This window comes from Glycomyces sambucus (assembly GCF_900102815.1).
GTDB classification, from domain to species: Bacteria; Actinomycetota; Actinomycetes; order Mycobacteriales; family Micromonosporaceae; genus Glycomyces; species Glycomyces sambucus.
Genome location: NZ_FNGF01000007.1, coordinates 90,768 through 117,657, shown reverse-complemented (window position 1 = coordinate 117,657; position 26,890 = coordinate 90,768). Strand labels below are relative to the sequence as shown.

Genomic DNA, 26,890 nt, shown 5'->3' with positions numbered 1-26,890 from the left:
CATGAGCCTTGAAATCACCGTCAAGAACGCCTCTGGCGAATCGACCGGGAAGACCATCGAGCTCCCGGCGTCGATCTTCGACGTCGAGCCGAACATCCCGCTCATGCACCAGGTCGTGACGGCCCAGCTGGCCGCCGCCCGTTCGGGCTCGGCCAAGACCAAGACCCGCGGCGAGGTCCGCGGCGGCGGTCGCAAGCCGTACCGGCAGAAGGGCACCGGCCGCGCGCGCCAGGGCTCGACCCGCGCCCCGCAGTTCGCGGGCGGCGGCGTCGTCCACGGCCCGCAGCCGCGCTCCTACGCCGAGCGGACCCCCAAGAAGATGAAGGCCGCCGCGCTCGCGGGTGCCCTCACCGACCGGGTCCGCGGCGAGAACGTGCACGTCATCGACGCGTTTATCGCGGACGAGGCCCCGAAGACCAAGACCGCCAAGGCCGCCCTCGAGGCGATCACCGGCGCGAAGAAGGTCCTCGTGGTCCTGTCCCGCGACGAGGAGACCGCGGCCCAGAGCCTGCGCAACCTCCCCGAGGTGCACCTGCTCGACTGGGGCCAGGTCAACACCTACGACGTGCTCAACAACGAGGACATCGTGTTCAGCGAGGCCGCCATCGAGGCGTTCATCGCGGACCGGACGGACCAGGAGGTCGCGGCGTGAGCGAAGTGACCGTCGCCGACCCGCGCGACATCATCATCAAGCCGGTCATCTCGGAGAAGACCTACACCCTCCTCGGCGAGGGCAAGTACACCTTCGAGGTCGACCCGCGCGCCAACAAGAGCCACATCAAGATCGCGATCAAGCAGATCTTCGACGTGGACGTCAAGAGCGTCAACACCCTGAACCGGTCGGGCAAGCGCAAGCGCACCCGCACCGGCTGGGGCCAGCGCAAGAGCGTCAAGCACGCGATCGTCACCGTCGAAGGCGACCCCGGTCGCCTCGGTGAGATCTTCGGCGGACAGATCGCCTAAGAGACGCAGGGAGTTAACCGATATGGCTATTCGCAAGTACAAGCCGACGACGCCCGGGCGTCGTGGCTCCAGCGTCTCCGATTTCGCCGAGATCACCCGTTCGACCCCCGAGAAGTCGCTGCTGCGCCCGATCTCCAAGACCGGCGGCCGCAACAACTCGGGCAAGATCTCGACGCGTCACCGCGGTGGCGGCCACAAGCGCCGCTACCGGGTGATCGACTTCCGCCGCCACGACAAGGACGGCGTGCCGGCGAAGGTCGCGCACATCGAGTACGACCCGAACCGCACCGCGAACATCGCGCTGCTGCACTACGCGGACGGCGAGAAGCGCTACATCCTGGCCCCCAAGGGGATCAAGCAGGGTGACACCATCGAGAACGGCCCCGAGGCGGACATCAAGCCCGGCAACTCGCTGGAGCTGCGCCACATCCCGGTCGGTACCACGGTGCACGCGGTGGAGCTCAAGCCCGGCGGCGGTGCCGCTCTGGGCCGCTCGGCCGGCGCCTCGATCCAGCTCCTCGCCCGTGAAGGCAAGTACGCGCACCTGCGTATGCCCTCCGGCGAGATCCGCCTGGTCCAGGTCACCTGCCGCGCCTCCATCGGCGAGGTCGGCAACGCCGAGCAGGGCAACATCAACTGGGGCAAGGCCGGCCGCATGCGCTGGAAGGGCTGGCGCCCGACCGTCCGCGGTGTCGTCATGAACCCGGTCGACCACCCGCACGGTGGTGGCGAGGGCCGCACGTCCGGTGGTCGCCACCCGGTGAACCCGCAGGGCAAGCCCGAGGGTCGCACCCGGAAGAAGAACCACCCGACCGACCGGCTCATCGTGCGCCGTCGCCACGCCAACCGGAAGCGGGGTAAGTAAGCCATGGCTCGCAGCCTCAAGAAGGGCCCGTTCGTCGACGACCACCTGCAGAAGAAGGTGGACGTCGCCGTCGAGACCAAGAGCAAGAACGTCATCAAGACCTGGTCGCGCCGCTCGACGATCACCCCCGACTTCATCGGGCTGACCTTCGGCGTCCACGACGGTCGCAAGCACGTTCCGGTCTACGTCACGGAGAACATGGTCGGGCACAAGCTCGGCGAGTTCGCTCCCACCCGCACGTTCCGGGGGCACGAGAAGGACGACCGGAAGAGCCGTCGCCGCTAGGCCACGGGTTTGAGAAACGAACGAAGGATTAGAACGATGGCAACAGTGGAGCAGGAGGCTCCGAAGGCGCGCGCGGTGGCGCGGTACGTCCGCGTAGCACCTCGCAAGGCGCGCCGCGTCGTCGACCTCGTGCGTGGCCTGCCTGTGGACGAGGCCCTGACGACCCTGGAGTTCGCGCCGTTCAGCGCGGCCGAGGTCGTCTACAAGGTCATCGCGTCGGCTCAGGCGAACGCCGAGAACAACCTCGGTCTGGACCCGGAATCGCTTCTGGTGTCCGAGATCAAGGTCGACGAGGGCCCGACCATGCGCCGGTACCGTCCGCGCGCCCACGGTCGCGCCTACCGGATCAACAAGCGCACCAGCCACATCACCGTGGTGGTCGAGTCGATCCAGGCCAAGGGCTCCGCCGCGCCGTCGGTGCGCCGCCCCAAGGCCGCCTCGCCCAAGCCGGTCGAGGCCGACGTGAAGTCCGAGTCCGCTGAGAAGGAGGAGACCGCCTAATGGGTCAGAAGATCCACCCGCACGGGTACCGCCTCGGCATCAGCGCCGACTGGACCTCGCGTTGGTACGCCGACAAGGAGTACGCCGAGTACGTCGGCGAGGACGTCAAGATCCGCAAGCTCATGACCAAGGGTCTCGAGCGCGCCGGCATCAGCAAGGTCGACATCGAGCGCACCCGCGAGCGGGTCCGCGTCGACATCCACACCGCCCGCCCGGGCATCGTCATCGGCCGCAAGGGCGCCGAGGCCGATCGTCTGCGCGGCAACCTGGAGAAGCTGACCGGCAAGCAGGTCCAGCTGAACATCATCGAGGTCAAGAACCCCGACATCGATGCGCAGCTCGTCGCCCAGGGCGTCGCGGAGCAGCTGTCCAGCCGTGTCAACTTCCGTCGCGCGATGCGCAAGGCCATCCAGTCGGCCATGCGCAACCCGACCGTGAAGGGCATCAAGGTGCAGTGCTCGGGCCGTCTCGGCGGCGCCGAGATGAGCCGTTCGGAGCAGTACCGCGAGGGCCAGGTCCCGCTGCACACGCTGCGCGCGAACATCGACTACGGCCTGTTCGAGGCCGCCACCACCTTCGGCCGCATCGGCGTGAAGGTGTGGATCTACAAGGGTGAGGCCACGCTCAAGGAGCAGGCCGAGCAGGTGCAGCGTCGTCGCGACGCCGGGGGCGACCGCGGTGGACGCGGCGGCCGCGGCGGTGCCGGTGGCGCCGCCCGCGGTGGACGCGGCCGTGGTGGCCGCGGAGCCGCCGCGCAGCCTGCCGAGGCCGCCGCCGCCGCGCCCGCCACTGAGAAGCAGGAGGGCTAAGCGACATGCTCATGCCACGGAAACCGCCGCGCGGTTACCGGAAGCCTCACGCTCCGAAGCGCAAGGGCAAGGCCACTCGCGGCACGAAGGTCTCCTTCGGCGAGTACGGCATCCAGGCGCTGGAGCACAGCTACGTGACCAACCGCCAGATCGAGTCCGCTCGTATCGCCATGACCCGCCACATCAAGCGTGGCGGCAAGGTGTGGATCACGATCTTCCCGGACCGCGCGATCACCAAGAAGCCGGCCGAGACCCGTCAGGGCTCCGGTAAGGGCTCGCCCGAGTACTGGGTGGCCAACGTCAAGCCCGGCCGCGTCATGTTCGAGCTGTCGTACCCCAGCGAGGAGACCGCCCACGAGGCGCTCCAGCGGGCGATCCACAAGCTCCCCATGAAGTGCCGCATCGTCTCTCGCGAAGGGGCAGGTGAGTAGTGATGGCTACTGGTATCGACACCGGTGAGCTGCGCGAGCTCAGCGAGAAGGAACTCCAGGCGAAGCTCCTGGAGAAGAAGGAAGAGCTGTTCAACCTCCGGGTGCGCCACGCGACCGGTCAGTTGGAGAACAATCACCAGCTCGGACTGATCCGCAAGGAGATCGCGCGGATCTACACCGTCATGAACGAGCGCCGGCTGGGCCTCAGCGCCGCGCCGGAGGAGGTTGAGAAGTGAGCGAGGAAACTCAGACTCGCGGTCGGCGCAAGGTCCTCGAGGGCCTGGTCGTCGGCGACAAGATGGACAAGACCGCTGTCGTCGAGGTCGAGGACCGCAAGAAGCACTCGCTGTACGGCAAGGTCATCAAGTCCAACAAGAAGTACAAGGCTCACGACGAGAACAACGAGGCCGGCATCGGCGACCGCGTCACCATCATGGAGACGCGCCCGCTGTCGAAGACCAAGCGGTTCCGCATCGTCGAGATCCTCGAGAAGGCGAAGTAGGGGGACCGGGACGTGATTCAGCAAGAGTCGCGGCTCAAGGTCGCCGACAACACCGGGGCGCGGGAGATCCTGTGCATCCGGGTGCTCGGCGGCTCCGGCCGACGCTACGCCGGTATCGGCGACACGATCGTGGCCTCCGTGAAGGACGCCACCCCGGGCGCCGGGGTGAAGAAGGGTGACGTCGTCAAGGCCGTCATCGTCCGCACGGTCAAGGAGACGCGCCGTCCCGACGGCACGTACATCAAGTTCGACGAGAACGCCGCCGTCCTCGTCAAGGACGGCGAACCGCGAGGGACCCGCATCTTCGGGCCGGTCGCCCGCGAACTGCGCGACAAGCAGTTCATGAAGATCATCTCCCTCGCACCGGAGGTGCTGTAAGAGATGAAGATCAAGAAGGGCGACCGAGTCCGCGTCATCGCGGGCAAGGACAAGGGCGCCGAGGGCCTGGTGCTGGAGTCGTACCCCGACCGCGAGCGCGTGCTCGTCGAGGGCGTCAACCGCATCACCAAGCACACCAAGGCCGGCCAGACGGCGCGCGGATCGAAGACCGGTGGCATCGTCACCCAGGAGTCGGCGATCCACGTGTCCAACGTGCAGGTGCTCGACGCCGACAACCAGCCGACCCGCGTCGGCTACCGGTTCGGCGACGACGGCCGCAAGGTCCGCGTTTCGAAGCGGACGGGTAAGGACCTGTAATGACTGATGTTGAGGTTGTCGAAAAGGTGCAGCCCCGCCTCAAGGAGACGTACCGCTCCGAGATCCGGGACGCGCTCAAGGACCAGTTCGGTTACGCGAACATCCACCAGATCCCCGGTCTGACCAAGATCGTGGTGAACATGGGTGTCGGCGAGGCCGCCCGCGACTCGAAGCTCATCAACGGTGCGCTCGAGGACCTGGCGACGATCACGGGGCAGAAGCCCCTGGTCCGCCGGGCCAAGAAGTCGATCGCGCAGTTCAAGCTGCGCGAGGGCCAGGCGATCGGCGCGAAGGTGACCCTCCGCGGCGACCGCATGTGGGAGTTCCTCGACCGCCTGCTGGCGATCGCGCTGCCGCGCATCCGCGACTTCCGCGGGCTCTCGGACCAGCAGTTCGACGGCAACGGGAACTACACGTTCGGTCTGACCGAGCAGTCGGTGTTCCCCGAGATCGACCAGGACAAGATCGACCGGGTTCGCGGTATGGACATCACGCTGGTGACCACCGCGAAGACCGACGACGAAGGCCGGGCGTTCCTGAAGCTGCTCGGCTTCCCGTTCAAGGAGAACGACTAATGGCGAAGAAAGCCCTCATCGCGAAGGCCAAGCGGAAGCCGAAGTTCGCCGTGCGCGCCTACTCCCGCTGCCAGAAGTGCGGCCGGCCGAAGGCCGTCTACCGCAAGTTCGGCCTGTGCCGCGTCTGCGTGCGCGACATGGCCCACGCGGGTGAACTCCCGGGCGTCCACAAGGCTTCCTGGTAACTCCAGGCGCAATAGCTCCGATCGCCACAGGCCCTGCCGTGCTTCACAAGGCGGGGAACCGGGGTGAGAAAGGTATACAACGCACATGACAATGACCGACCCGATCGCAGACATGCTGACCCGTCTGCGGAACGCCAACCAGGCGTACCACGACACGCTGGCGATGCCGCACTCCAAGATGAAGGCTTCGATCGCCGAAGTCCTCAAGCAGGAGGGCTACATCGCCGACTGGCGCGCCGAGGAGCCTGAAGAGGGCAAAGTCGGCAAGACCCTGGTCATCGACCTGAAGTTCGGCGAGCGCCGCGAGCGGTCCCTGGCGGGCCTGCGCCGCGTCTCCAAGCCGGGCCTGCGGGTCTACGCCAAGTCCACTGAGCTGCCGCGCGTCCTCGGCGGCCTGGGTGTGGCCATCGTGTCCACGTCCCAGGGCCTGCTGACCGACCGCCAGGCTCGCAAGCGCGGCGTGGGCGGCGAAGTCATCGCCTACGTCTGGTAGCAGGAGGGTATTAAGCATGTCCCGCATTGGGAAGCAGCCGATTCTGGTGCCCTCCGGCGTCGACGTCAAGATCGATGGCGCGACGGTGACCGTGAAGGGCCCCAAGGGCCAGCTCGTCAGCGAGCTGCCCGAGCCGATCGGCATCGAGAAGAACGACGACGGGTCCCTCGAGGTCACCCGCCCCAACGACGAGCGCAAGTCGCGGGCCCTGCACGGCCTGTCGCGCAGCCTCGTCAACAACATGGTCGTCGGCGTCTCGGAGGGCTACAAGAAGTCCCTCGAGATCAACGGCACCGGTTACCGGGCGCAGGCCAAGGGCAAGGGCGTGGAGATGAGCCTCGGCTTCTCCCACACCATCCAGGTCGACGCTCCGGAAGGCATCTCGTTCACCGTCGAGAAGCCGACCCTGCTGCACGTCGAGGGCATCGACAAGCAGCTGGTCGGCCAGGTCGCCGCGAACATCCGCCGTCTGCGTCCGCCGGAGCCCTACAAGGGCAAGGGCGTCAAGTACGTCGACGAGCGCATCCGCCGCAAGGCCGGGAAGGCAGGCAAGTAATGGCGAGCAAACTCGAAAACCGCCGCCCGTCCGGGTCGGTGTCCGAGCGCCGCCGGATCGGCAAGAACCGCCGGCACTTCCGCGGCCGCAAGAAGGTCAACGGGACGGCCGCCCAGCCGCGCCTCGCGGTCTTCCGGTCCTCGAAGCACATCGTGGCCCAGGTCATCGACGACGTGCAGGGCCACACGCTGGCCGCCGCGTCGACGGTGGAGCCCGGTCTGCGCGCCTTCGAGGGCGACAAGACCGCCAAGGCCAAGGAAGTCGGCCGGCTCATCGCCGAGCGCGCCAAGGCCGCCGGCGTCGAGGCCGTGGTCTTCGACCGCGGCGGTGTCAAGTACCACGGCCGCGTCGCGGCCCTGGCCGACGCCGCCCGCGACTCGGGCCTGAAGTTCTAGTCCGCTAGGACGACTCGCAAGCCGGGCCGGAGCGAATGCTCCGGCCCGGCTTCGTGGTGTTCACGGTGATTTGCGCCGTTTCCGGCGGGGGCCGGATGCGGCGGCGCCGGGGGTCTGCGCGAGGATGTGCGGGTGCGTTCGGCGAAAGTCTCCCGCAAGACCGTGCTGCTCTCCAGCGTCACGGCGGCCTTCGCGGTCGTCGGGGGCGGGGTGGTGGTCGCCGAGGCGACCGCCGACCGCGACGACGAGCCCGGGGGTGAGGATCCGGTGGAGGAGCCGACCGGGGACCCCGTGGGGGACCTGATGGCGTCGATGTCCCTGGAGGACAAGGTCGGCCAGCTCTTCATGGTGTACGTGCACGGCGAGAGCGCCGACACCGGCGACGCGGACGCGATCGCCGCGAACCGGGAGCGGCTCGGGGCCGACACCGGGGCCGCGTTCGTCGAGGCGTACCGGCCCGGCGGGATCATCTACTTCGACTGGGCCAACGGCCTCACCGGGCCCGAGCAGGTCGCGGCGCTCTCGAACGGCCTCCAGGCCGCCTCGACCGTGCCGCTGCTCATCGCCACCGACCAGGAGTACGGCTCGGTCGTGCGCATCGGCGAGCCCGCCACGCAGTTCCCCGGGGCGATGCCGCTGGGGGCCACCCGGGACCTCGACGCGGCCGAGCGGGCCGCCGAGATCGCCGGTTCGGAATTGCGAGCGATGGGCCTGAACCACAATTTCGCGCCCGACGCCGATGTCAATGTGGACCCCGCGAACCCCGTGATCGGGGTCCGGTCGTTCGGCTCCGACCCGGCGCTCGTGGCCGAGTTCGCCGCCGCGCAGGTGCGCGGGTACCAGGCCGGGGGCGTGGCCGTCTCCGCCAAGCACTTCCCCGGGCACGGCGACACCGGGACCGACAGCCACGTGGGCCTGCCGGTCATCACGCACACCGCCGAGGAGTGGGAGCGGATCGACGCCCCGCCGTTCACGGCCGCGATCGCCGCCGGCACCGACATGGTCATGTCGGCCCACCTGCAGTTCCCGGCCCTGGACGACTCGCTCAAGCCCGCGACGCTCTCGCACCCGATCCTCACCGGGCTGCTGCGCGAGCGGCTCGGGTTCACCGGCGTGGTGGTCACCGACGCGCTCGACATGCAGGGGGTGCGCACCGAGTACGGCGACGACCGCGTCCCGGTCCTCGCGCTCCTCGCCGGCGCCGACCTGCTCCTGATGCCCCCGGACCTCCCGCTCGCGCACCAGGCCGTGCTCGACGCCGTCGCCTCCGGTGAACTCACCGAGGCGCGCATCGACGCATCGGTGCGCCGCATCCTCGAATTGAAGACCCGCCACGGCATTGTGGACGCTCCCGAGACCGACGAGGGCGCCGCCGCTGAGGCGGTCGGGTCCGAAGCGCACCGCGCCGCCGCCGCGGACATCGCCGACCGCTCGGTCACGCTCCTGGCCAACGACGGCACGCTGCCGTTCGCGGGCGGCTCGGTCCTGGTGACCGGCTGGGGCGAGAACACCACCCGGCTCCTCGCCGAAGCGCTTGCCGCCCAAGGGTTCGACGCCGAAGCCCACGTCACCGGGGACGACCCGGGCGCCGCCGCGATCGGGGCCGCCGCGGCCGCCGCCGCCGGACGCGACCTCGTCGTGGTCGCCACCCGGAACGTGCGCGCCGGCTCCCCGCAGGCCGACCTCGTCGCGGCCCTCCTCGACGGGCCCGCGCCCGTCGTCACCGCCGCGGTCGGGACCCCCTACGACGCCGCGCACCTCGGCGCCGTCAACGCGAGCCTCGCCGCGTACTCCTACGCCGCGCCCTCGCTCGAAGCCCTCGCGAAGGCCATCGCCGGGAACCTCGCGCCGAGCGGGACGCTCCCGGTCGACGTCCCCAGCGCCGCAGGCGACGTCCTGTACCCCCTGGGCCACGGCATCGGCTACCCCTAGCACGCCCGCGACCACAGGACAGAAAGTTATTTTCACAGGCTTGACTGATTGTGGAGATTGTCTCCATACTGGGGCCAGGTGCCAAACCCGGCACTCCACCCAATTGTGAGATCTCCTGACAAGCAGGGAGCATCGTGTGAACCTCTTCGCCACCCTCCGCAACCTCAGAAGACGCCACGGGCTGCGCGCCGCGGTCGTGGTCCTCCTCTCCGCGGTCATGACCGCGACCGGACTCGCCGTCGCGAGCCCCGCCCAGGCCCAGGGCCTGGCGGGCATCGACGTCTCGAACTACCAGGGCTCCATCAACTGGACCTCCGTCAAGAACTCCGGGATCCAGTTCGCCTACATCAAGGCCACCGAGGGCACCACCTTCAGGGACGCCCGCTTCAACACCAACTACCCGGCCGCGCACGCCGCGGGCGTCATCCGCGGCGCCTACCACTTCGCGCGCCCCAACTCCTCCACCGGCGCCGCGCAGGCGAACTTCTTCGCCAGCAACGGCGGCGCCTGGTCGGCCGACGGGCTCACCCTCCCGGGCGCGCTCGACCTGGAGGCCCCGCCCTCGGGCGCGGCCTGCTACGGGCTGAGCACCACCTCGATGCGCAACTGGATCACCGACTTCTACAACACGTACAAGTCCCGCACCGGCCGCGACGTCGTCATCTACACGACCGCCTCGTGGTGGAACACCTGCACCGGCTCGTGGACCGGCATGGCCTCCAAGAGCCCGCTGTGGATCGCGCACTGGGGCGTCTCGGCCCCCTCGCTGCCCGCCGGGTGGAACAACACGACCTGGACGTTCTGGCAGTACACGTCCACCGGATCGGTCTCGGGCATCTCCGGGAACGTGGACCGGAACTACTTCAACGGCTCGGCCTCGCGACTCCTCGCGCTGGCGAACAACACCTAGTGCGACGCGCGGGCCGGGCCGCCGGGCCCGGCCCGCGGCGTCCCGGGAGGCAGACCATGGACGACCACCGCATCCGGCGCCGGGTCCTGTTCGGGACCGGCGCCCTCCTCGCCGCCGGGGCCACCGGCCTCGCCGCCGCGCCCGCGCACGCCGCGACCGGCGTGAACGGCGAAGCGTACGAACCGGCCGAGTTCGGCACGGCCGCAGTAGAACCCGACGTCGACTCGACCACCGAGTGGGGCGCGCGGCGCCCCAACGGCACCAACCCCGTCATCCAGGGGAGCCCGGCGAAGCTCATCGTGCACCACACGGTCTCGCCGAACACCGCGGACTTCTCCCGCGCGCAGGCCCACGCCCACGCGAAGTGGGTGCAGGACCTACACATGGACGGCAACGGCTGGCGCGACTCCGGCTACAACTTCGTCGTCAGCCGCGGCGGCTGGATCACCGAGGGCACCACCGGGAGCCTCGCCGCGCTCATGTCCGGGCAGCGCTTCATCATGGGCATCCACACCTCGGGCCAGAACGGCTCCGCGATCGGGATCTCCAACGAGGGCTCGTACCATGCGGGGGCGGTCCCGCCCGCGGCCCAGTGGGAGTCGCTGGTGACGCTGTGCGCGTTCGCCTGCGAGCAGTACGGCGTCCCGTCGAGCGAGATCTACGGGCACATGGACTTCAACTCGACCCAGTGCCCCGGGATCTTCCACGACCGGCTCCCGCGGCTGCGGGACGAGGTCGAGGCGGCCCGCGACCGGTAAGACCGGTGAAGGCGCGCAAGCTGATCGCGCGCGGCGACGGTGACCGCCGCGCGCGATCGTCACGTCCGCTGCCGGTGCGAGACCGCGGCCGCGGTCGCCGCGAGCGCCTTCGCGGTGCGCTTGCGCTGCTTGGCCGCGACCCCCACGAACAGGCAGTCGACGACCATGAGCTGCGCGATGCGGCTGACGGTGGCCCCGGACCGGAACGTCGTCTCCCGCGCGGCGGTGGTGAGGACCAGGTCCGCGGCCTGCGCCAGCGGGGACCGGGCGTGGTTGGTGATCGCGATGGTGACGGCCTCCCGGTCGCGGGCGGCCTCCAGGAACTCCACGGTCTCGGTGGTCGCGCCGGAGTGGGAGATCGCGACGGCGACGTCCTTGGGGCCGGCGAGGGCGCTCGCGACGAGGGCGGCGTGGACGTCGGGCCACGAGAACGCGACCGAGCCGATGCGGTGCAGCTTCTTGACGAGGTCGGCGGCGACGATGCCCGACGCCTCGACCCCGAACACGTCGATGCGCCCGGCCGCGGCCAGGGCGGCGACGGCCGCCTCGCACGCCGCGGTGTCGAGGGCGTTCGCGGTGTCGGTGATCGCGCCCATGTCGGCGTACGAGACCGTGGCGATGATGCGGGACATGTCGGCCCCGGTGGGGATGTCGCCGCCGGCGATCTCGCGGTCGGGCCCGTCGCCGGTGCCGATGACGGCCTGGGCGGCGCGCATGCGCAGCTCGCGGTGGCCGGCGAGGCCGAGGGAGCGGCAGAAGCGCACGACGGTGGCCTCGGAGGTGCCCGCGGCGCGGGCGAGTTCGGTGATGGTCCGCGTCGAGGCGGCCTCGGGCTCGCGGATGATCTCTTGGGCGACCTTGGTCTCGGCCTTCGACAACGAGGGCAGGACCGACTTGATGAGCACCAGGAGGTTGGGCGTGTCGGTGCGGCTTGCTGGCATGACGTCACGGTACACCCGCCGCGGCGGCACCACGGGTCGGCGCGATTCTTCAGGCGATCCTGGGTGAGTGAAATTTTACTTCATTGCGCTACGCTCGCAACTGTGAGTGAACCGACCGAGCGCCTTGAAGCGCGCACCCTGTTGGCCATGCTGGCGACCGAGCGGGCCGACCCGCGCTACGCGGGGATCGAGGAGCTGTCGACCCTCGACCTGGCGAGGACCATGAACGAGGCCGATGCGAGCGTATCCGCCGCCGTCGCGGCCGTGCTCCCCGAGGTGGCCGCCGCGATCGACGCCGTCGCCGACCGGCTCGCGAAGGGCGGGCGCCTGCGGTACGTGGGCGCGGGGACCGCCGGGCGGATGGCGGTGATGGACGCCGCCGAGTGCCCGCCGACGTTCTCGACCGAACCCGAGTTCATCAAGGCGATCATCGCCGGGGGCAAGGCCGCCGAGGGCGGCGCGGTCGAGGGGACCGAGGACGACGAGGCCGCGGGCGAGGCCGCCATCGCGGCGGACGGGATCGGCCCGGCCGACGCCGTCGTGGGCCTGGCCGCGAGCGGGCGGACCCCGTTCGTGGTGGCGGCCGTGCGCGAGGCGCGGCGGCGGGGGGCGCTGACGGTGGGGCTGTCGTGCAACACCGGCACGGTGCTCTCGGACGCGGCCGAGCACCGGATCGAGGTGGAGGTCGGGCCCGAGGTGGTGGCCGGGTCGACGCGGCTGAAGTCGGGGACGGCGCAGAAGTTCGTGCTCAACATGGTGTCGACGATCAGCATGGTGCGGCTCGGGAAGGTCTACCGGAACTACATGGTGGACATGAAGGTCGCGAACCAGAAGCTCGCCGCGCGGGCGGTGCGGATGATCCGCGAGATCACCGGGGCCGGGCAGGAGGAGGCCGAGGCCGCGCTGGCGGCGTCGGGCGACCGCGTGAAGACCGCCGTGGTGATGCTCGAACTCGGCATCGACGCGGCGGCGGCCGAAGCGCGCCTCGCGCTGGCGGACGGACGGCTCTCGGGGGCGCTGGCGGGCTGAGGGCACCCCAGTTCGGGGACGGCCGCCGGCCGCCCCCGGATCAACAGTGCCCTAGAGGTACGACATGGGCGTCCGTTGCGCTGGCGTGGGCGGTTTTCAGGGGTGCGATTTCGGGGGCGCGGTTTCCGGAATGTGGTTCCGCGGGCACGCCGAAGCCGGCGGCAGCGGTGCGGCCCCCGGATCAACAGTGCCCGAGGGGTATGACATGTCGCAGCCCCGCAGCCCCGCAGCCCCGCAGCCCCGCAGCCCCGCAGCCCCGCAGCCCCGGCTGCGGTGGGCCAGCTGTCACCAGGCCGCCGGGAGCGCGAGAGCCGGGGTCGGCCGGGGATGCGGAGCGAAGTCGGCGCCCGCGGCTCGTGGAAGCGCGGCACGTGCGGTGGAACGGGGCCGCCCCCGCTCGGGCGCCGGTGATGGGGGCGGCGTGCGTGCGGGGGCGGGTGGGCTCGGTGGGGGCGGTGATTCGATTCAGCGCCAGGCGAGCTGGCGGTGGAGCCGGACGCGCTCGGCGGGGTCGGTGACGAACGCGCTGGCGGCCATCCAGGCCGCGCCGATGGCGGGATCGGTGGCCTTGCTGATGCCGGCCTTGGGGTAGACCAGCCGGAAGCGCTCCTGGAGGAGCGCGGCGATGGGGGTGGGTCGGGTGAGGAGGCTGCCGGCCATGACGATCGGCAGCTCGCGGTCGACGACGTACGAGACCGACTCGGCCAGGTGGCCGACGGCCCGCGCCACGATGGACTCGGCCACGGCGTCGCCGCCGTCGGCGGCCTCGCACACCAGGGCCGCGAAGCGCGACAACCGCACCGGGGGATCGGCCATGCACTTGGCGACCAGGGCGCCCGAGCGCCGCTTGTCGGGTGCGATGGCCGCGATGATCGCCTCGACGAGCCGGCCCCCGGGGCCGTTCCCGTCGATGTGCCGCAGCGCCGCCCGGACCGCCTCGCGGCCGAGCCAGAACCCGGAGCCGGCGTCGCCGAACAGCCAGCCGTACCCGTCCGAGCGCAGCGCGGGCGTGCGGTCGCGGATCGCGAACGCCACCGCGCCGGTGCCCGAGACGATGACGGTCCCGTCCGGGGCCGAGGAGCCGGCCGCGAACGCGATCACCGCGTCCGAGACCACTTCCACCTCGCAGTCGGTGCCGAAGCGCCGCTTGAGGTCCGCCGAGACCTCGCGCACCTCCTCGGTCAGCGACAGCGCGCCCGCGGTCCCGACGCACACCGAGCCGACCTCCCGCGGGTCGATGCCGCCGAGCGCGCGCTGGAACGCCAGGGCCATGTTGGACAGCGCGATCTCCCGGTCGCCGCCCACCGGGTTGGCCGGACCGGACGCGCCGGTGCCGAGCACCGCTCCGCTCTCATCGATGAGGACGGCGCGGCTGCTGGTTCCGCCGGCGTCAAGGCCGACGGCGAGTCTTGCATGCATGTTTGAGGGTCCTCGCTTCTCGCGCTACCAGCAGTATCCGCTCTAGGTGCAAACCAGTAAAAATAATAATTCTCATCAACTTGACACGAGTGTGGCATAGGTAATAGTTTTTCTTGAATCCACCTCCCGAAAGGGTCGCCCATGGACCGAACCCGGACAGATGCGCCCACCGCCCCCGTCGAGACCGGCGTGCTCGAACGCATCCGCACGGGCGCCAGCGATCTCTCCGAAGCGATGTCCAAAGTGGCCGGCCAGGTACTGGCCGACCCCGAAGCCGCGGCCCGGGCGACGATCATGGATCTCGCCGAGCTCTCGGGCACCTCCCCAGGAACCATCACCCGATTCTGCCGTCACCTCGGATACGACGGTTACGCGGCCCTCCGGGTCGCCATCGCCACCGAGACCGGCAGGGCCTCGGCCAGGCACGAGACCGGCTGGGACGTCAACATCGGCCGCGAGATCGGACCGGACGACCCGCTCGACCGAGTTCTCAAGCAGCTCATCACGATCGATGCCGCGATGCTCCGCGACACGATCGACACCCTCGACCTCGCCGCCGTCGAGCGCGTCGCGACCCGCGTCTCCGCGGCCGGCCGCGTCGACGTCTACGGGGTCGGCTCCAGCGCCACCGTCGCCCGCGAACTCCAGATGGGCTTCTACCGCACCGGCGTCGCCGCCTGGGCCTGGACCGAGGTCCACGACGCCCTCGCCAGCGCCGCGCTCCTCGGCGAGCGCGACGTGGCCCTGGCCATCTCGCACTCGGGCACCACCGCCGAGACCATCGAGATGCTCAGCGAGGCCGGCACCCGCGGCGCGTTCACCGTGGCCGTCACCGCCTGCCCCGAGGCCGAACTGGCCGAGGTCGCCGACGTGTGCCTGGCCTCGGCCGCCCGCCGCACCAGCCACCGCGCCGACCTCCTCGCGTCCCGGCACTCGGCGCTGCTGGTCGCCGACCTCATCCACATAGCCGTCGCGCAGCGGCGGTTCCCCGCGGCCTCGGAGGCCCTCGAATCCCGGGCGCGGGCGGTGGTCGGCCACCGCCCGACGCCGCGGCCCAGGAACGGCGCCGGCTGACCGCCCGACCGAACGTTCTCATCTCTACCCCCAACTCAGGAGCGAAACCCATGAGGAACTCGAACCAACCCCTGTTCAACCGCCGCAACCTCTTCGGGGCCACCGCCGCCGGACTCGCGGCCTCGTCCCTGGCGGCCTGCGCCACCAGCGGCGGGGACGACGACGCCGAGGAGGTGACCGTCGGCGACGACGCGGAGAACCCGTTCGGGGTCGACGGGTCCGCGCCGCTCGACGTCGTCATCTTCGACGGCGGCTTCGGCGAGGAGTACGCCAAGGCGCACCAGGAGATCTACAACCGCGCGTTCCCGGACGCGGCGATCACGCACCTGGCGACCCAGGCGATCGCCGAGACCCAGCAGCCGCGCTTCGCCGAGGGCAAGCCCACGGACGTGCTCGACAACTCCGGCGCGCAGCAGATCCCGATGGACTCGCTCGTCAGCGACGGCGAGCTCGCCGAGCTCACCCCGCTGCTGGACGCCCCGTCCTACGACGACCCCGAGGTCACCGTCCGCGAGACCCTGCGCGACGGCGTGCTCTCGATGGGCACCTTCAACGGCGAGGTGTACGCCCTGAACTACGTGTTCTCGGCGTGGACGGTCTGGTACGACGCCAAGCTGTTCCGCGACCAGGGCTGGACCCCGCCGACCACGTGGGAGGAGATGCTCGCGCTCTGCCCGACCATCCAGGAGGCCGGGATCGCGCCGTGGACGTACGCCGGGCAGCACCCGGTGTACCTGTACGACCTGCTGCTCATCCTCGCCGGCAAGCACGGCGGCGTCGAGGTCGTCAAGGCCATCGACCACCTGGAGCCCGACGCGTGGCGCAACCCGTCGGTCGTCAAGGCCGCCGAGGCGCTGGCCGCGCTCTACACCGAGGGCTACATCCTCGAGGGCACGCCGGGCATCGACCACATCCAGTCGCAGACGGCGTTCAACGAGCGCAAGGCCGCGTTCCTGCCGTGCGGGTCGTGGCTGCCCAACGAGCAGGCGGCGATCGCGCCGGCCGACTTCGAGTACATGCCGATGGGCGTCCCGGCGTTCGAGGGCTCGGCGCAGCCGGGCCTCATCAGCGCCGGCGGCGAGGAGCCGTTCGTGGTCCCCAAGAACGCGACGAACCTCGCGGGCGCCTACGAGTACCTGCGCATCATGCTCTCCAAGGAGGGCGCGCAGATCTTCGGCGACACGGTGCAGGCGGCCACGGTCGTCAAGGACGTCCCGCTCGACAACCCGGCCGCGCAGGCGACCGACGCGCTGGTGTCGAACCCGGAGGACCTGTTCCAGCCGCGGTTCCGCTTCTGGTACACGAAGATGAGCGACGAGGTCAAGCCCGCGCTGGGCGCGCTGCTGTCGGGCGAGTCGACCGCGGCCGAGTTCATCGACCGGATGCAGGCCGTCGCCGACGAGACCGCCGCCGACGACACCGTCGAGAAGTTCACCCACGAGGACTAGGTCCGGTACGAGAGGAGGGCCTGGGTCGTGAGACACGGCAGGTACCCGTTCATCCTGAGCTTCCTGGCACTGCCGGTGGGGCTGTACGCCTGGCTGGTGATCCTGCCGTTCGCCCAGGCCTTCCAGATCTCCCTGACCGACTGGTCGGGGTCGAGCAACAACTTCGACTACATCGGGTTCGACAACTACCTCAACCTCTTCAAGGACGAGCGGTTCGTACTGCCGGCCCTGCGGCACACCGGGATCATCCTCCTGGTGATGCCGGTGATCACGATCGTGCTGGGCCTGTTCTTCGCGTTCATGCTCAACCTCGGCGGGCGCAGCCGCCAGGGGCGCATCGAGGGCGTGCGCGGCTCGAAGTTCCACAAGGTCGTCTACTTCTTCCCGCAGGTGCTGTCGGTCGCGATCGTGGGCATCCTGTGGAAGCAGGTGTACGCGCCCGAGGGCTTCGGCGGGCTCATCACCGGGGCACTCGGGGCGGTCGGGCTCCCGGCCCCCGTCAACGGGTTCCTCGCCGACAAGCGGTTCGTGCTCGCGGCCGTCATCGGGGTCCTGGTGTGGAGCGCGGTCGGGTTCTACCTGGTGTTCTTCTCCTCGGCGATGGCGTCGATCCCGCGCGACCTCTACGAGGCGGCGATCATCGACGGCGCGGGCCGGTTCCAGACGTTCTTCAAGATCACGCTGCCGCTGCTGTGGGACTCCGTGCAGACCGCGTGGATCTACCTGTCGATCGTGGCGCTGGACGTGTTCGTGCTGGTGTACCTGATGACACCCGAGCAGGGCGGCCCCGACGCCGCCAGCGAAGTGGTCGGCGGCGTCATCTGGAAGTACGCGTTCAAGAACGCCGAGCAGGCGTTCGCGTCCGCGATCGGCGTGGTGCTGTTCTTCGCCGCCCTGACCCTGGCCGTGGTGTCGCTGCGGTTCGGCCGCCGCGAGCAGATCGAGTTCTGAGGATCGACATGGCAACCGAGACCCCCGCGAAACCGACGACGCGCGCCTCCGGCGCCCCGCGCGAAGGCGTCGTCCTCAACTTCTTCTCCCAGGGCTTCCTGTGGCTGTGGTCGCTCATGATCATCATCCCGGTGGCGTGGATCGTGCTGTCCTCGTTCAAGACCAGCCGCGAGATCGCCTCGGTCCCGCTGGGCCTGCCCGAGTCGCTGCACTGGCAGAACTACGCGAACGCGTGGACGAACGGCCACATCGGCTCGTTCTTCCTCAACACCCTGCAGGTCATGGTCTTCAGCGTCTCCGGGACGATGCTCCTGGGCGCCATGGCCGCGTACGTGCTGGCGCGGTACCAGTTCTGGGGCAACCGGATCATCTACTTCGGCTTCGCCGCCGGCATGATGTTCCCGGTGTTCCTGGCGCTGTTCCCGCTGTTCAAGACCCTCGGGAACGTGGGCCTGCTGAACACCTACACCGGGCTCGTCATCGTGTACATCGCGTACTCGCTGCCGTTCACGGTGTTCTTCCTGACCGCGTTCTTCCGCACGCTGCCCACGGGCGTGGCCGAGGCCGCGGTCGTGGACGGCGCCGGGCACTACCGCCTGTTCTTCCAAGTGATGCTGCCGATGGCGAAGCCGGGCCTCGTCGCGATCACGATCTTCAACATCATCGGCCAGTGGAACCAGTTCCTGCTCCCGCTGGTCCTCATGGGCCGCAACCCCGACGACGCCGTCATCTCCCAGGGCCTGGCGAACCTCGCCATGCGCCAGGGCTACGAGGGCGACTCGGGCGCGCTGTTCGCGGGCACGGTGCTCGCGATGATCCCGATCTTCGTCGCGTACGTGCTGTTCCAGCGCCAGATCCAGGAGGGCCTGACCGCCGGCGCCATCAAGTAGCCGCCGGGCCCGCACAGCAGGGCCGCCGCCCGGGACGCCCCCTTCGCGTCCCGAGCGGCGGCAGACGCCGGGGCTTCCGCGAACCCCGGCGCCCGTCTATCTGGCCGTGACGGTGTCGTAGGAGATGGAGTCGAACACGACGGCGCTCGGATCGGAGCCGTCGTGCGAGGTCGCGAACAGCCCGATCACCGCCCCGCCCGCCAGCTCCACCGTGCCGAACGCCGACCAGACCTCCCCGTCGGCCGACCACGACGCCGTCACCGTGTCGCCGGTCCGGCTGAGGCGCAGCCACATCGGCGCGCCCTCCTCGGCCCCGGCCACGTCCGTGTCGAACCCGGACTGGAGGTGGACGCCGTTCGCGGGCGTCACCGCCAGCAGCGCGTACTCCGCGCCCGCCTCGGGCGCGGCCTTGACCATCACCCCGGCCTTCGCCCAGTCGTCGGTGTCCTCCTGCGAGACCACCCGCGCGGTGATCTGCCCCTCGCCCTCCAACGGCTGGTGGCAGAAGTGGAACTGGTCCGCGTCGCCCCAGACGTCGTCCCCGGCGCCCGTCATCGACACCGTCCCGCCCGCGGCCGGGTCGCCGAAGAACGCCGCGTCGCCCGGGATCCGCGGCGCGCCGACGTCCCCGCACGTCCACGGCGCCGGGACCGCCGGCGCGGTGTCGGCGATCGCGACCGAGTCGAACACCGCGGTGTTCGCCTCGCTCCCGTCGTGGGAGGTCACGAACAGGCCGACCACGGCCGGGCCCTCCAGGACCGCGCTGGCGAACGGCTCCCACGCGAGCCCGTCGGGGGAGTGGTACCCGGTCACCTGGGACCCCTCCCTGACCAGCCGGAGCCACACGGGCGCAGCCGTGTCCGGTCCGTCCGCATCAGTGTCGAACCCGGTCTGGAAGTGCACGCCCTCGGCCGAGGTCGCCATGGCCGCGACGTAGTCCGCGCCCTCCTCGGGCGCGGCCTTGACCATGACCCCGGCCTTGGCCCAGTCGTTCGTGTCCTCCAGCGACACGACCCGCGCGATGATCTCGCCGTCGCCCTCAAGGGCCCTGTGGCAGAAGTGGAACTGGTCCGCGTCGCCCCAGATGTCGTCGCCGCCGCCGGTGAGCGCCGCCGTGCCGCCCTCGAACGACGCCGAGCCGGCGACCGCCGGATCGCCCACGTCCTCGCACGTCAGCTCCGGGTCCGCCGCGGCGACCGCGACCGAGTCGAAGACCGCCGTGGAGAACTGCGTGTTGTCGTGCGCGGTGGCGAACAGCCCCACCCGCGCGCTCGCCGACATCGGGACCTCGGCCGAGCCGATGGCCTCCCAGGTCTCGCCGTCGGCCGACAGTTCGGCCGTGAACAGGTCCCCGGTCCGCGTCAGCCGCAGCCACGCCGCGCCCTCGGTGTACGCGAAGCCGCCCCCGTCGGTGCCGAAGTCCGCCTGGAAGTGCGCCCCGTGCTCAGGGGTCACCGCGATGGCGGCGTACGTCGCGCCCTCCTCCGCGGACTCCTTCACCATGACCCCGGCCTTCGCCCACGGGTTCGTCGCCTCCTGCGCGGTCAGCCGCGCCGTGATCGACCCGTCCCCGATCAGCGGCCGGTGCACGAAGTGGAACTCGTCGGTCGCGTCCCAGACGTCCCAGCCCGCGCCGGTCACCGCGAACGCGCCGCCGCCGGGGCCCTCCGGGTCGAAGCTGCTGAGACCCAACTGGGTCCGCTCCCCGATGTCCGCGGCCTCCCACGGCTCCGGCGGGTACGGCAGCTCCGTGAACTCGGCCGTCACCGACGCGTCCTCGCCGGGGACGGTGAACACGTGCTGCCGCTCCGCCCCGGTCGACCAGCCCGCGAACGCGAACCGCGACCCGTCGGCGTACTGCGGCGACTCCGCGCCAAGCACGTACTCGGTGCCCACCACCATCCGCTTGGTCGTCGACTCCAGCGGCCGGCCGTCGAGCGTGAACTCCAGGCCCGCCGGATCGGTCGCGATCGACACCTCCACCGTGTTCGGGTGCACGTCCACATAGGTCGTGTCCGTCAGTCCGCCGGAGTCCGTGGCCGTCAGCGCGATCCGGTAGAACGTGTTGTCGCCGCCGTGCGGCGCCCGCGGGATCGTGATCTCGCCCGACGCGCCCTCGGCCGGGCCGTAGAACGGGTGCACGTGGTCGGCGTGGTGGAACTGCACCGTCCACGACAGCGCCGCCGCGGCCAGCGCCCCGTCCTCGGGGTCGGCCGCCTCGCCCGAGAACGCGACCACGTCGCCGCCGTCGTACGTCAGGCCCTCCTCCGGCGCCAGGATCACCGCCTCGGGCCTGGTGTTCCCCACCTGCACCTCGACCTGCGCCTGCGCCGACTTGTCGCCGTCGGAGACCGTGAGCACCGCCTGGTACACGCCGTCCTCGGTGTACGTGTGCACCGGGTCCGCCTCGGTCGAGCCGTCCCCGTCGCCGAAGTCCCACGCGTAGCTCAACGCGTCCCCGTCCGGGTCCGAGGAACCGCCGGAGGAGAACGCCACTTCCAGAGGCGCATAACCGTTGTCCGGCGTCGCGCTCGCCTCGGCGACCGGCGTCCGGTTCCCGCCGGAGGGCGCGATCCGGTACAGCTCACCGGGGTAGATGTTCAACTGGTACAGCGCCCCGTCCGGGCCGGTCTGGAGGTCCACGGGCGTGCCCGCCTCGGTGTCGAAGTCGTGCACCGACACCACCGACTCGAACGCCTCGTCCATCTCCAGGTACTTCACGAAACCGAGCGTGTAGTCCGCGATGAACACCGCGTCCTCGTACGCCTCCCCGAGCAACCCGCCCTCGTACACCTCCACCGCGGAGATCGAGCCCGCGCTCGCGGGCGGCGCCGTGTGCGGGTACGTGTACACCGGCTGCGCGTACGGGCAGTCCTCGCACACCCCCTCCACGTGCGGCCACCCGTAGTTCGCGCCGCGCTCGATGAGGTTGAGCTCCTCGAACTCCGAGCCGCCCACGTCCCCGGCGAGGATGTCCCCGGCATGGGGTCCACTGGGGACGAAGTCCCACCGGAACGAGTTCCGCAGCCCGTACGCCCACACCGAGGGCTCCGCCCCCGGCGTGTCCACGAACGGGTTGTCCGCCGGGACCGTGCCGTCCGCGTTGATGCGGTGCATCTTGCCGTGCACGTTCCCCAGGTTCGGCGGGTTCTGGTTGTTCGTGTTCATCCCGAGCGTCCAGTACAGCTTCCCGTCCGGGCCGAACCCGACGGTCCCGGAGTGGTGGAACACGTTCGCGTCCTGCTGCGACTGCACCAGCACCAGTTCCGAGTCCGGGTCGATCTCGTGCCCGGTCATCGTGAAGCGGCTCAACCGGTCCAGGTTGTCCGCGGCCGTGTATCCCACGTACACGTACACGTACCCGTTCGCCGCGAAGTCCGGGTCGAGCGCCATCCCCAGCAGCCCCCGCTCGTCCGATCCGGCCGTGGCCAGCTCGATGAGCGGGTGGTCGTGCAGCTCCCCGTCGTGCAGGAGCTGGATCGCGCCGTTCTTCTCCGCGATCAGGACGTCGCCGTCCGGCGTGAACCGGAACGCCGTCGGCTCCTCCAGGCCGCCGACCACCAGCAGCCGCTCGAACTCCGCCGGGGGCGCGGCCTCCGCCGCTGCGCCCGGCGCCGTCAGCAGCGCCGCCCCCACGACCATCCCGGCCGCCAGGCGGCCCCATCGTTCACCGCGCACGCACGACCTCCTCGTCGACGTCGATCTCGTCCGACGTGTCCAGCCCGTGGACCGTCAGCTCCCAGTAGTGGCGCTTGCTGGGCCGCAGGAGCTGCCCGAACGCCTTGTACGCCGCCACGCTCATGAGCCCCCAGTACAAGGGCACCGTGAGCATCGCGCGCACCGCCGCGTACAGGCCGCGCTTGAGGCAGCCGAGCATGAGCGCGTAGCACATGAGCGCGTTGCCGGCGATCATCGCGAACATGCCCCCGTAGAGCACGACCGGCGGGAACAGCGGCTCCATCCACTGCGGCCCGAACACGAAGTACGACAGCGTGAGCGCCCACATGAGCGGGTTGATGAGGGTCGTCACCGTCGAGAAGCCGAGCGTCAGGTGGATCGCCAGGGTCTTCTTCGTCCCCAGCTCCCGCCACAGTTTCAGCGGCTGCCGCGAGTGCACCAGCCACGTCTGGAGGTAGCCCTTGATCCACCGGCTGCGCTGGCGGATCCAGTTGCCCAGCGCCGAGTTGGCCTCCTCCTCGGTGACCGAGACGATCATGCGCACGTCCCAGCCACGCCGGGCGATGCGGATGCCGAGGTCGGCGTCCTCGGTGACGTTGAACGGGTCCCACCCGCCGAGGTCGCGCAGCGCGTCGATCCGGAAGTGGTTCGACGTGCCGCCCAGGGGGATCGCGAGCCGGTGCCGGTCCATGCCGTGCAGCGTCAGGCTGAAGTTCGTGGCGTACTCGGCCGAGAAGCACCGGGTGAGCCAGTTCGTCCACGGGTTCCAGTACTGGAGCTCGGCCTGGACGCACACCACCCGGTCCGGGAGCACCCGGAACGCCAGCGCGGCCTTGCGGAGCTGGTCGGGGTCGGGCCGGTCCTCGGCGTCGAAGATGACGCACAGCTCGCCGGTGGCGCGGGCGAGTCCGACGTTGCACGCCTTGGGCTTCGTCTTCGGCTGCGTGTCGGGCACGACCACCGTGCGGAACGCCGGGCCGAGGCCCTGCGCGGCGAGCGCGGTCCGGGTCTCGCCGTCGTCGGCCTCCACGAGCAGGAGGATCTCCAGCTTCTCCTGCGGGTAGTCGAGGGCCGAGAGCCGCCGGACGAGCCCGGGGACGACCGCGGCCTCGCGGTACAGCGGCACCAGGACCGTGTACCGGGGCAGCTCGGAGTCCGGGAACGTCTCCAGCGCACCGGGTTCGAAGCGCATCGCGGTGGACCGGCCCGAGCCCAGGACCATCGCGAGTTTGAAGCCGATGACGGCCAGGTAGAGGACGATGAGGGCGAACATGCCGCCCTGCGCCCATTGCAGGGGGCTCGGTCCGAACCCGGTGAGCAGGTCGACGGCGATCGCGCCGGCGACGAAGCCGACGACCGAGAGCGCGAGCGCGCTCTGGCCGGGGGAGAGGAGCCGCTGGGCGCTCAGGCCCGCGGGCGGGGCGTCGGGGTTCACGCGGCACCGCCTTCGGCACGGAAGACGAGCCGGTCGCCCTCGTCGTAGACCAGGTCGTAGTGCTCGTCGAGGACCTCGGTGCCCCACAGGGCCTCCCAGACGTCGTCCTCGGCCCCGGGCGTGGCCCGCATGTAGATCCACTCGACCCCCGCGGCGTGCGGGTCCGCGAGCGCCTCCTCCCAGATCCGGTAGGAGCCCTCGTACACCAGCGACCCGGTGGGCACCTGGGACTCGAAGGTCACCGACTCGTTCTCGAAGGACATCATGAGGGTGGTCCCGCCGTCGTGGTGCTCGCGCAGCCACTGCGAGACGGCGGCGTTGTCGGCCTCCCATCCGCTGGCGCGGTACTCGACGGCCTCGTCGAGGGTGACCGCGCCGTCGACGGCGAGGGTGGCGCCGACGACGGCGGCTCCTGCGAGGGCCCCGGCCGCGATGCGCCTGCCGGGGAGGCGGGGGACGAGCCTCCCGACGAGGTACCCGGCGAAGACCGCGGCGGGGATGAGCATGATGAGCCCGAACCGCACGTTGTAGAGGGCGCCCATGACCTCCTTGACGTGGAGGGGGCGCTCCCCGCTGTACAGGGCCCACACGAAGAACGGCGCGAACACGAGCATCGCGTAGGGCACGAGCGCCCGCGAGCGCAGCCGGCGCTGGACCGCGTACAGGACGAGTCCGGCCAGTCCTAGTGCGGCCGTGGCGATGCCGAGGTTGTGGAGCGAGGCGAGCCCGTAGGTCTCCATCGCGGTCGGCAGCGACCCGACGTTGGCCTCGCCCTCGGCGACCCACAGGGAGGAGTCGGCGTACTCGCCGGACCGCCAGTTCATGGGGTCGCCGAAGATCGCGAGGTTCCAGGCCATCCAGCCGAGGACGCCCGCGCCGGCGACGAAGCCGAACACGACGAGGGACCCCTCGGTGTGGGCGTACCTGCGGTGCCGGCGCAGTGCGGTGAACGCGACGATCGCGGCGGCGACGGCGCACAGGATCCAGCCCTCGTAGCGGGTCAGGGTCGCGGCGAGGACCGCGCCGGAGGCGAGCGACAGGTCCCTGATGCGCCCCTCGGTGCACCACTCGTGGAGGTAGTGGACCGCCACGACCGCGCACGCGAACAGCAGCAGCTCGGTCATGGCCGTGGCCTGGAGGTACAGCACGTTCGGGTTGAGGGCGAACAGACCCGCGGCGGTGAGGCCGCCGGCCCAGTGGCCCGAGAGCGAGCGGGCGTGGGCGAACAGGAACCGCACGGCCACCACGTACGAGGCCATCGATACGAACGCCCCGGCGAACCCGTTGAGGTACAGGCCCTCCCACAGCGACAGCGGCGCGGCGAGCAGGTGCGGCAGCGGCAGCCAGACGCCGCCGAGCTGGGCGAGCCCGGCCGTCGGACTCTCCACCACGCGCCTGGCGATGAGCAGGTGCGAGTTCGCGTCCTTGTACGCGAGCAGGTACCCGTGGTCGGCGAAGTACAGGTACGCGACGACGGCGGCGACGCAGGCGGCGAGCGCCACGAGGGCCGCGCCGGGGTCCTTGGGAGCCGCGAGGCGCCGGACCCAGCCGAGGCGGCGGGCGTCGCGGACCATGTGGCCGTAGACGACCGCGAGGCTGACGAGCGACTTGACGACCACCGAGAGGCGCGCGCCGGTCTGCTCGCCGTGCTCTCTGGGGTAGTGCTCGACGGGGTGCTCGACGATGCGGGCGCCGTCGCCCGAGATGCGGCACAGCAGCTCGGGGGAGATCGCGGCGGCCTCGCCGGACAGGCGCAGGTCCTGGAGCAGCGAGCGGTCGATGAGCTTGTACGCGCAGTCGACGTCGCGGCCGGGGACGCGCAGCAGCGTCTTGCACAGGATCGTCCACACCTTGGCGTTGAGACGGCGGCGCCACGGGTCGGCGCGGCGCCTGCGGTAGCCGATGACGGCGTCGGCGCGCTCCTCCTTCTTCTTCTCCCGCAGGCGCACCAGGTCCTCGGCGCGGAACTGGCAGTCGGCGTCGGTCAGCAGGATCTCGCGGAACCCGGTGCGCCGCAGCGCGGCCTCCAGGCCCGAGCGCACGGCGGCGCCGTAGCCCTGGTTGCGCTCGTGGTGGACCGCGATCACCCGTCCGGGGTGGGCCGCGGCGAGGCGGTCGATGATCGCGCCGGTGCGGTCGTCCGAGCCGTCGTCGACGACGACGACCGCGTGGGGGATCCCCTCGCGCACGAGCGTCGACAGGAAGTCCTGGACCGTGGCGGCGACGTTCGCCTCCTCGCGGTAGGCGGGCATGACCACGGCGACGCCGTCAGTCGGCGGCGGGGCCGCCGTTCGGACCGGGGAGTGCTGCGGCTGGTCGGCGATGATCGTCAAGTGAAGCTCCAAAGTGGTCGGTCTGGGCCGCCCTCCGGCGGCGGAAGACGAGGTGGTCGCTCGCGAGGTAGGTGAGGAGGGCCCCGGCGCACACCCCCGCCGCGGCGGCGGCGACCGGCGGCAGGAACCCGGAGGCGAGGGCGTACACGCCCGTGTTGCAGGCCAGGCTGACCGCGACGGTGGCCTGGAAGGAGAGCCAGCGCCTGGCCCAGGGCTCGGCCCGCGGCAGGCGCCGGTCGGACCAGGTGACGTAGGTGGACAAGAGGAAGTTGACCTGGGCCGAGGCGAGGAACCCGGTCGCATTGGCGATCGGGCCGGGCACGCCGGCGCGCCCCAGGGCCAGGAGTATCCCGGCTTGAATTGCGAAACAGGTCAGGCCGACGCCTGAGAATCGGGCGAGCCGCATCGCTTGCGGCCGGAGCCGACGCATTCGATAAGCCTCCTGAAGGCACGACGGATAAGCGCATCGACTCTTCTTCAATGGAGCGTCGTGCGTTCGGCTGTTCGGGGTTGTACGGACCACCTTAGCGAGGACTGAGCAGGTCATGTGTCCCGCCGAACACGGCTCGGGATCACGGTGCGTCACTTGGGGTCCGGTAAATGTCCAGTTTGGGCGAGTACGGGATTGCGCACGTCTCGCGCGTATCCGATCGATTCGGACAAGTCGCGATTACAATTCCGGCGACGAGTGTCGGGTAGTTGACTTCGCAGAATTGCCCGAACGGGGGATGACTGGGAAGTAGCTTTATCGGGTTCCCGGTGAATGTGAAGGAATATGTTACTAAACCCGTTAGACGAAGGGTCTTTACAAGAAGGGGGATCTGTGCAAATATCGA

The 26,890-nt window shown here is 70.4% G+C and carries 30 protein-coding genes; 24 read left to right on the top strand and 6 right to left on the bottom strand.

Annotated features, from left to right (window positions below):
• Nucleotide 1 precedes the first annotated feature (1 nt).
• From rplD to BLS99_RS20755, 19 genes are all read left to right on the top strand, one after another.
• Nucleotides 2–652: a 50S ribosomal protein L4 gene (rplD, locus tag BLS99_RS20845; RefSeq protein WP_091053656.1), complete on the top strand. Its 651-nt coding sequence runs from the start codon at nt 2–4 to the stop codon at nt 650–652.
• Nucleotides 649–963 carry a 50S ribosomal protein L23 gene (gene rplW, locus BLS99_RS20840; RefSeq protein WP_091053655.1) on the top strand — a complete coding sequence of 105 codons (315 nt, stop codon included), beginning with the start codon at nt 649–651 and terminating at the stop codon, nt 961–963. Before rplD ends, rplW begins: the two co-directional genes overlap by 4 nt.
• Nucleotides 964–985: 22 nt before the next feature.
• Nucleotides 986–1,828, top strand: a complete 843-nt coding sequence (gene rplB, locus BLS99_RS20835; RefSeq protein ID WP_091053654.1) for a 50S ribosomal protein L2 — start codon at nt 986–988, stop codon at nt 1,826–1,828.
• A gap of 3 nt (nt 1,829–1,831) precedes the next feature.
• On the top strand, nt 1,832–2,113 hold the full coding sequence (rpsS, locus tag BLS99_RS20830; protein WP_091053653.1) for a 30S ribosomal protein S19: 282 nt from the start codon (nt 1,832–1,834) through the stop codon (nt 2,111–2,113).
• A 36-nt stretch (nt 2,114–2,149) separates the two neighbouring features.
• Nucleotides 2,150–2,614 (top strand): 50S ribosomal protein L22, encoded by a 465-nt coding sequence (gene rplV, locus BLS99_RS20825; RefSeq protein ID WP_091053652.1) that lies wholly within the window; start codon nt 2,150–2,152, stop codon nt 2,612–2,614.
• On the top strand, nt 2,614–3,423 hold the full coding sequence (gene rpsC / locus BLS99_RS20820) for a 30S ribosomal protein S3 (RefSeq protein WP_091053651.1): 810 nt from the start codon (nt 2,614–2,616) through the stop codon (nt 3,421–3,423). The genes rplV and rpsC overlap by 1 nt, the downstream gene beginning before the upstream one ends.
• A 5-nt stretch (nt 3,424–3,428) precedes the next feature.
• On the top strand, nt 3,429–3,854 hold the full coding sequence (rplP, locus tag BLS99_RS20815; RefSeq protein WP_030155127.1) for a 50S ribosomal protein L16: 426 nt from the start codon (nt 3,429–3,431) through the stop codon (nt 3,852–3,854).
• Between the two features lie 2 nt (nt 3,855–3,856).
• Nucleotides 3,857–4,090: a 50S ribosomal protein L29 gene (gene rpmC, locus BLS99_RS20810; RefSeq protein ID WP_091053650.1), complete on the top strand. Its 234-nt coding sequence runs from the start codon at nt 3,857–3,859 to the stop codon at nt 4,088–4,090.
• A complete protein-coding gene (gene rpsQ, locus BLS99_RS20805) occupies nt 4,087–4,356 on the top strand; it encodes a 30S ribosomal protein S17 (protein ID WP_091053649.1) in 270 nt (89 codons plus the stop codon). Before rpmC ends, rpsQ begins: the two co-directional genes overlap by 4 nt.
• 12 nt (nt 4,357–4,368) lie before the next feature.
• Nucleotides 4,369–4,734, top strand: coding sequence for a 50S ribosomal protein L14 (rplN, locus tag BLS99_RS20800; RefSeq protein ID WP_091039823.1), 366 nt, complete (start codon nt 4,369–4,371; stop codon nt 4,732–4,734).
• Between the two features lie 3 nt (nt 4,735–4,737).
• Complete coding sequence (gene rplX, locus BLS99_RS20795; RefSeq protein ID WP_091053648.1) at nt 4,738–5,052, top strand: 50S ribosomal protein L24; 315 nt, start codon at nt 4,738–4,740, stop codon at nt 5,050–5,052.
• Nucleotides 5,052–5,627, top strand: a complete 576-nt coding sequence (gene rplE, locus BLS99_RS20790; protein WP_091053647.1) for a 50S ribosomal protein L5 — start codon at nt 5,052–5,054, stop codon at nt 5,625–5,627. Before rplX ends, rplE begins: the two co-directional genes overlap by 1 nt.
• Complete coding sequence (locus BLS99_RS20785) at nt 5,627–5,812, top strand: type Z 30S ribosomal protein S14 (RefSeq protein ID WP_026929009.1); 186 nt, start codon at nt 5,627–5,629, stop codon at nt 5,810–5,812. Before rplE ends, BLS99_RS20785 begins: the two co-directional genes overlap by 1 nt.
• An 85-nt stretch (nt 5,813–5,897) precedes the next feature.
• On the top strand, nt 5,898–6,305 hold the full coding sequence (gene rpsH / locus BLS99_RS20780) for a 30S ribosomal protein S8 (protein WP_091053646.1): 408 nt from the start codon (nt 5,898–5,900) through the stop codon (nt 6,303–6,305).
• Nucleotides 6,306–6,321: 16 nt separating this feature from the next.
• On the top strand, nt 6,322–6,861 hold the full coding sequence (gene rplF / locus BLS99_RS20775; RefSeq protein ID WP_091053645.1) for a 50S ribosomal protein L6: 540 nt from the start codon (nt 6,322–6,324) through the stop codon (nt 6,859–6,861).
• The gene (gene rplR / locus BLS99_RS20770; RefSeq protein WP_091053644.1) at nt 6,861–7,256 is read left to right on the top strand and encodes a 50S ribosomal protein L18; all 396 of its coding nucleotides are present in this window, start codon (nt 6,861–6,863) and stop codon (nt 7,254–7,256) included. Before rplF ends, rplR begins: the two co-directional genes overlap by 1 nt.
• Before the next feature lie 132 nt (nt 7,257–7,388).
• On the top strand, nt 7,389–9,188 hold the full coding sequence (locus BLS99_RS20765; protein ID WP_091053643.1) for a glycoside hydrolase family 3 protein: 1,800 nt from the start codon (nt 7,389–7,391) through the stop codon (nt 9,186–9,188).
• A gap of 217 nt (nt 9,189–9,405) precedes the next feature.
• On the top strand, nt 9,406–10,098 hold the full coding sequence (locus tag BLS99_RS20760; RefSeq protein ID WP_091053835.1) for a GH25 family lysozyme: 693 nt from the start codon (nt 9,406–9,408) through the stop codon (nt 10,096–10,098).
• A gap of 56 nt (nt 10,099–10,154) precedes the next feature.
• On the top strand, nt 10,155–10,856 hold the full coding sequence (locus tag BLS99_RS20755; protein WP_091053642.1) for a peptidoglycan recognition protein family protein: 702 nt from the start codon (nt 10,155–10,157) through the stop codon (nt 10,854–10,856).
• A 59-nt stretch (nt 10,857–10,915) separates the two neighbouring features.
• Here the strand turns inward: BLS99_RS20755 and BLS99_RS20750 are convergent, their stop codons facing one another.
• Complete coding sequence (locus BLS99_RS20750) at nt 10,916–11,797, bottom strand: MurR/RpiR family transcriptional regulator (RefSeq protein WP_091053834.1); 882 nt, start codon at nt 11,795–11,797, stop codon at nt 10,916–10,918.
• Nucleotides 11,798–11,899: 102 nt separating this feature from the next.
• Between BLS99_RS20750 and murQ the strand changes: the two genes are divergently transcribed.
• On the top strand, nt 11,900–12,826 hold the full coding sequence (murQ, locus tag BLS99_RS20745) for an N-acetylmuramic acid 6-phosphate etherase (RefSeq protein ID WP_245712350.1): 927 nt from the start codon (nt 11,900–11,902) through the stop codon (nt 12,824–12,826).
• A 465-nt stretch (nt 12,827–13,291) separates the two neighbouring features.
• Here the strand turns inward: murQ and BLS99_RS20740 are convergent, their stop codons facing one another.
• Nucleotides 13,292–14,245, bottom strand: coding sequence for an N-acetylglucosamine kinase (locus tag BLS99_RS20740; RefSeq protein ID WP_091053640.1), 954 nt, complete (start codon nt 14,243–14,245; stop codon nt 13,292–13,294).
• A 141-nt stretch (nt 14,246–14,386) separates the two neighbouring features.
• Between BLS99_RS20740 and BLS99_RS20735 the strand changes: the two genes are divergently transcribed.
• From BLS99_RS20735 to BLS99_RS20720, 4 genes are read left to right on the top strand one after another with little or no spacing between them, the layout of a single operon-like run.
• Nucleotides 14,387–15,319 (top strand): MurR/RpiR family transcriptional regulator, encoded by a 933-nt coding sequence (locus tag BLS99_RS20735; protein ID WP_091053639.1) that lies wholly within the window; start codon nt 14,387–14,389, stop codon nt 15,317–15,319.
• A gap of 50 nt (nt 15,320–15,369) precedes the next feature.
• Nucleotides 15,370–16,767, top strand: coding sequence for an N-acetylglucosamine/diacetylchitobiose ABC transporter substrate-binding protein (gene ngcE / locus BLS99_RS20730; RefSeq protein ID WP_091053638.1), 1,398 nt, complete (start codon nt 15,370–15,372; stop codon nt 16,765–16,767).
• 27 nt (nt 16,768–16,794) lie between these two features.
• Entirely contained in the window at nt 16,795–17,718 is a 924-nt protein-coding gene (locus tag BLS99_RS20725) for a carbohydrate ABC transporter permease (RefSeq protein WP_091053637.1), read from the top strand.
• 8 nt (nt 17,719–17,726) lie between these two features.
• Entirely contained in the window at nt 17,727–18,608 is an 882-nt protein-coding gene (locus BLS99_RS20720; RefSeq protein WP_091053636.1) for a carbohydrate ABC transporter permease, read from the top strand.
• Nucleotides 18,609–18,704: 96 nt separating this feature from the next.
• Here BLS99_RS20720 and BLS99_RS20715 read toward each other — a convergent pair whose 3' ends face one another.
• From BLS99_RS20715 to BLS99_RS20700, 4 genes are read right to left on the bottom strand one after another with little or no spacing between them, the layout of a single operon-like run.
• Nucleotides 18,705–22,286, bottom strand: coding sequence for a PQQ-dependent sugar dehydrogenase (locus BLS99_RS20715; protein ID WP_245712349.1), 3,582 nt, complete (start codon nt 22,284–22,286; stop codon nt 18,705–18,707).
• Entirely contained in the window at nt 22,276–23,721 is a 1,446-nt protein-coding gene (locus BLS99_RS20710; protein WP_245712348.1) for a glycosyltransferase family 2 protein, read from the bottom strand. The genes BLS99_RS20715 and BLS99_RS20710 overlap by 11 nt, the downstream gene beginning before the upstream one ends.
• A complete protein-coding gene (locus BLS99_RS20705) occupies nt 23,718–26,054 on the bottom strand; it encodes a glycosyltransferase (protein ID WP_245712347.1) in 2,337 nt (778 codons plus the stop codon). The genes BLS99_RS20710 and BLS99_RS20705 overlap by 4 nt, the downstream gene beginning before the upstream one ends.
• The gene (locus tag BLS99_RS20700; RefSeq protein ID WP_176953464.1) at nt 25,990–26,460 is read right to left on the bottom strand and encodes a GtrA family protein; all 471 of its coding nucleotides are present in this window, start codon (nt 26,458–26,460) and stop codon (nt 25,990–25,992) included. Before BLS99_RS20700 ends, BLS99_RS20705 begins: the two co-directional genes overlap by 65 nt.
• Nucleotides 26,461–26,890: the final 430 nt, after the last annotated feature.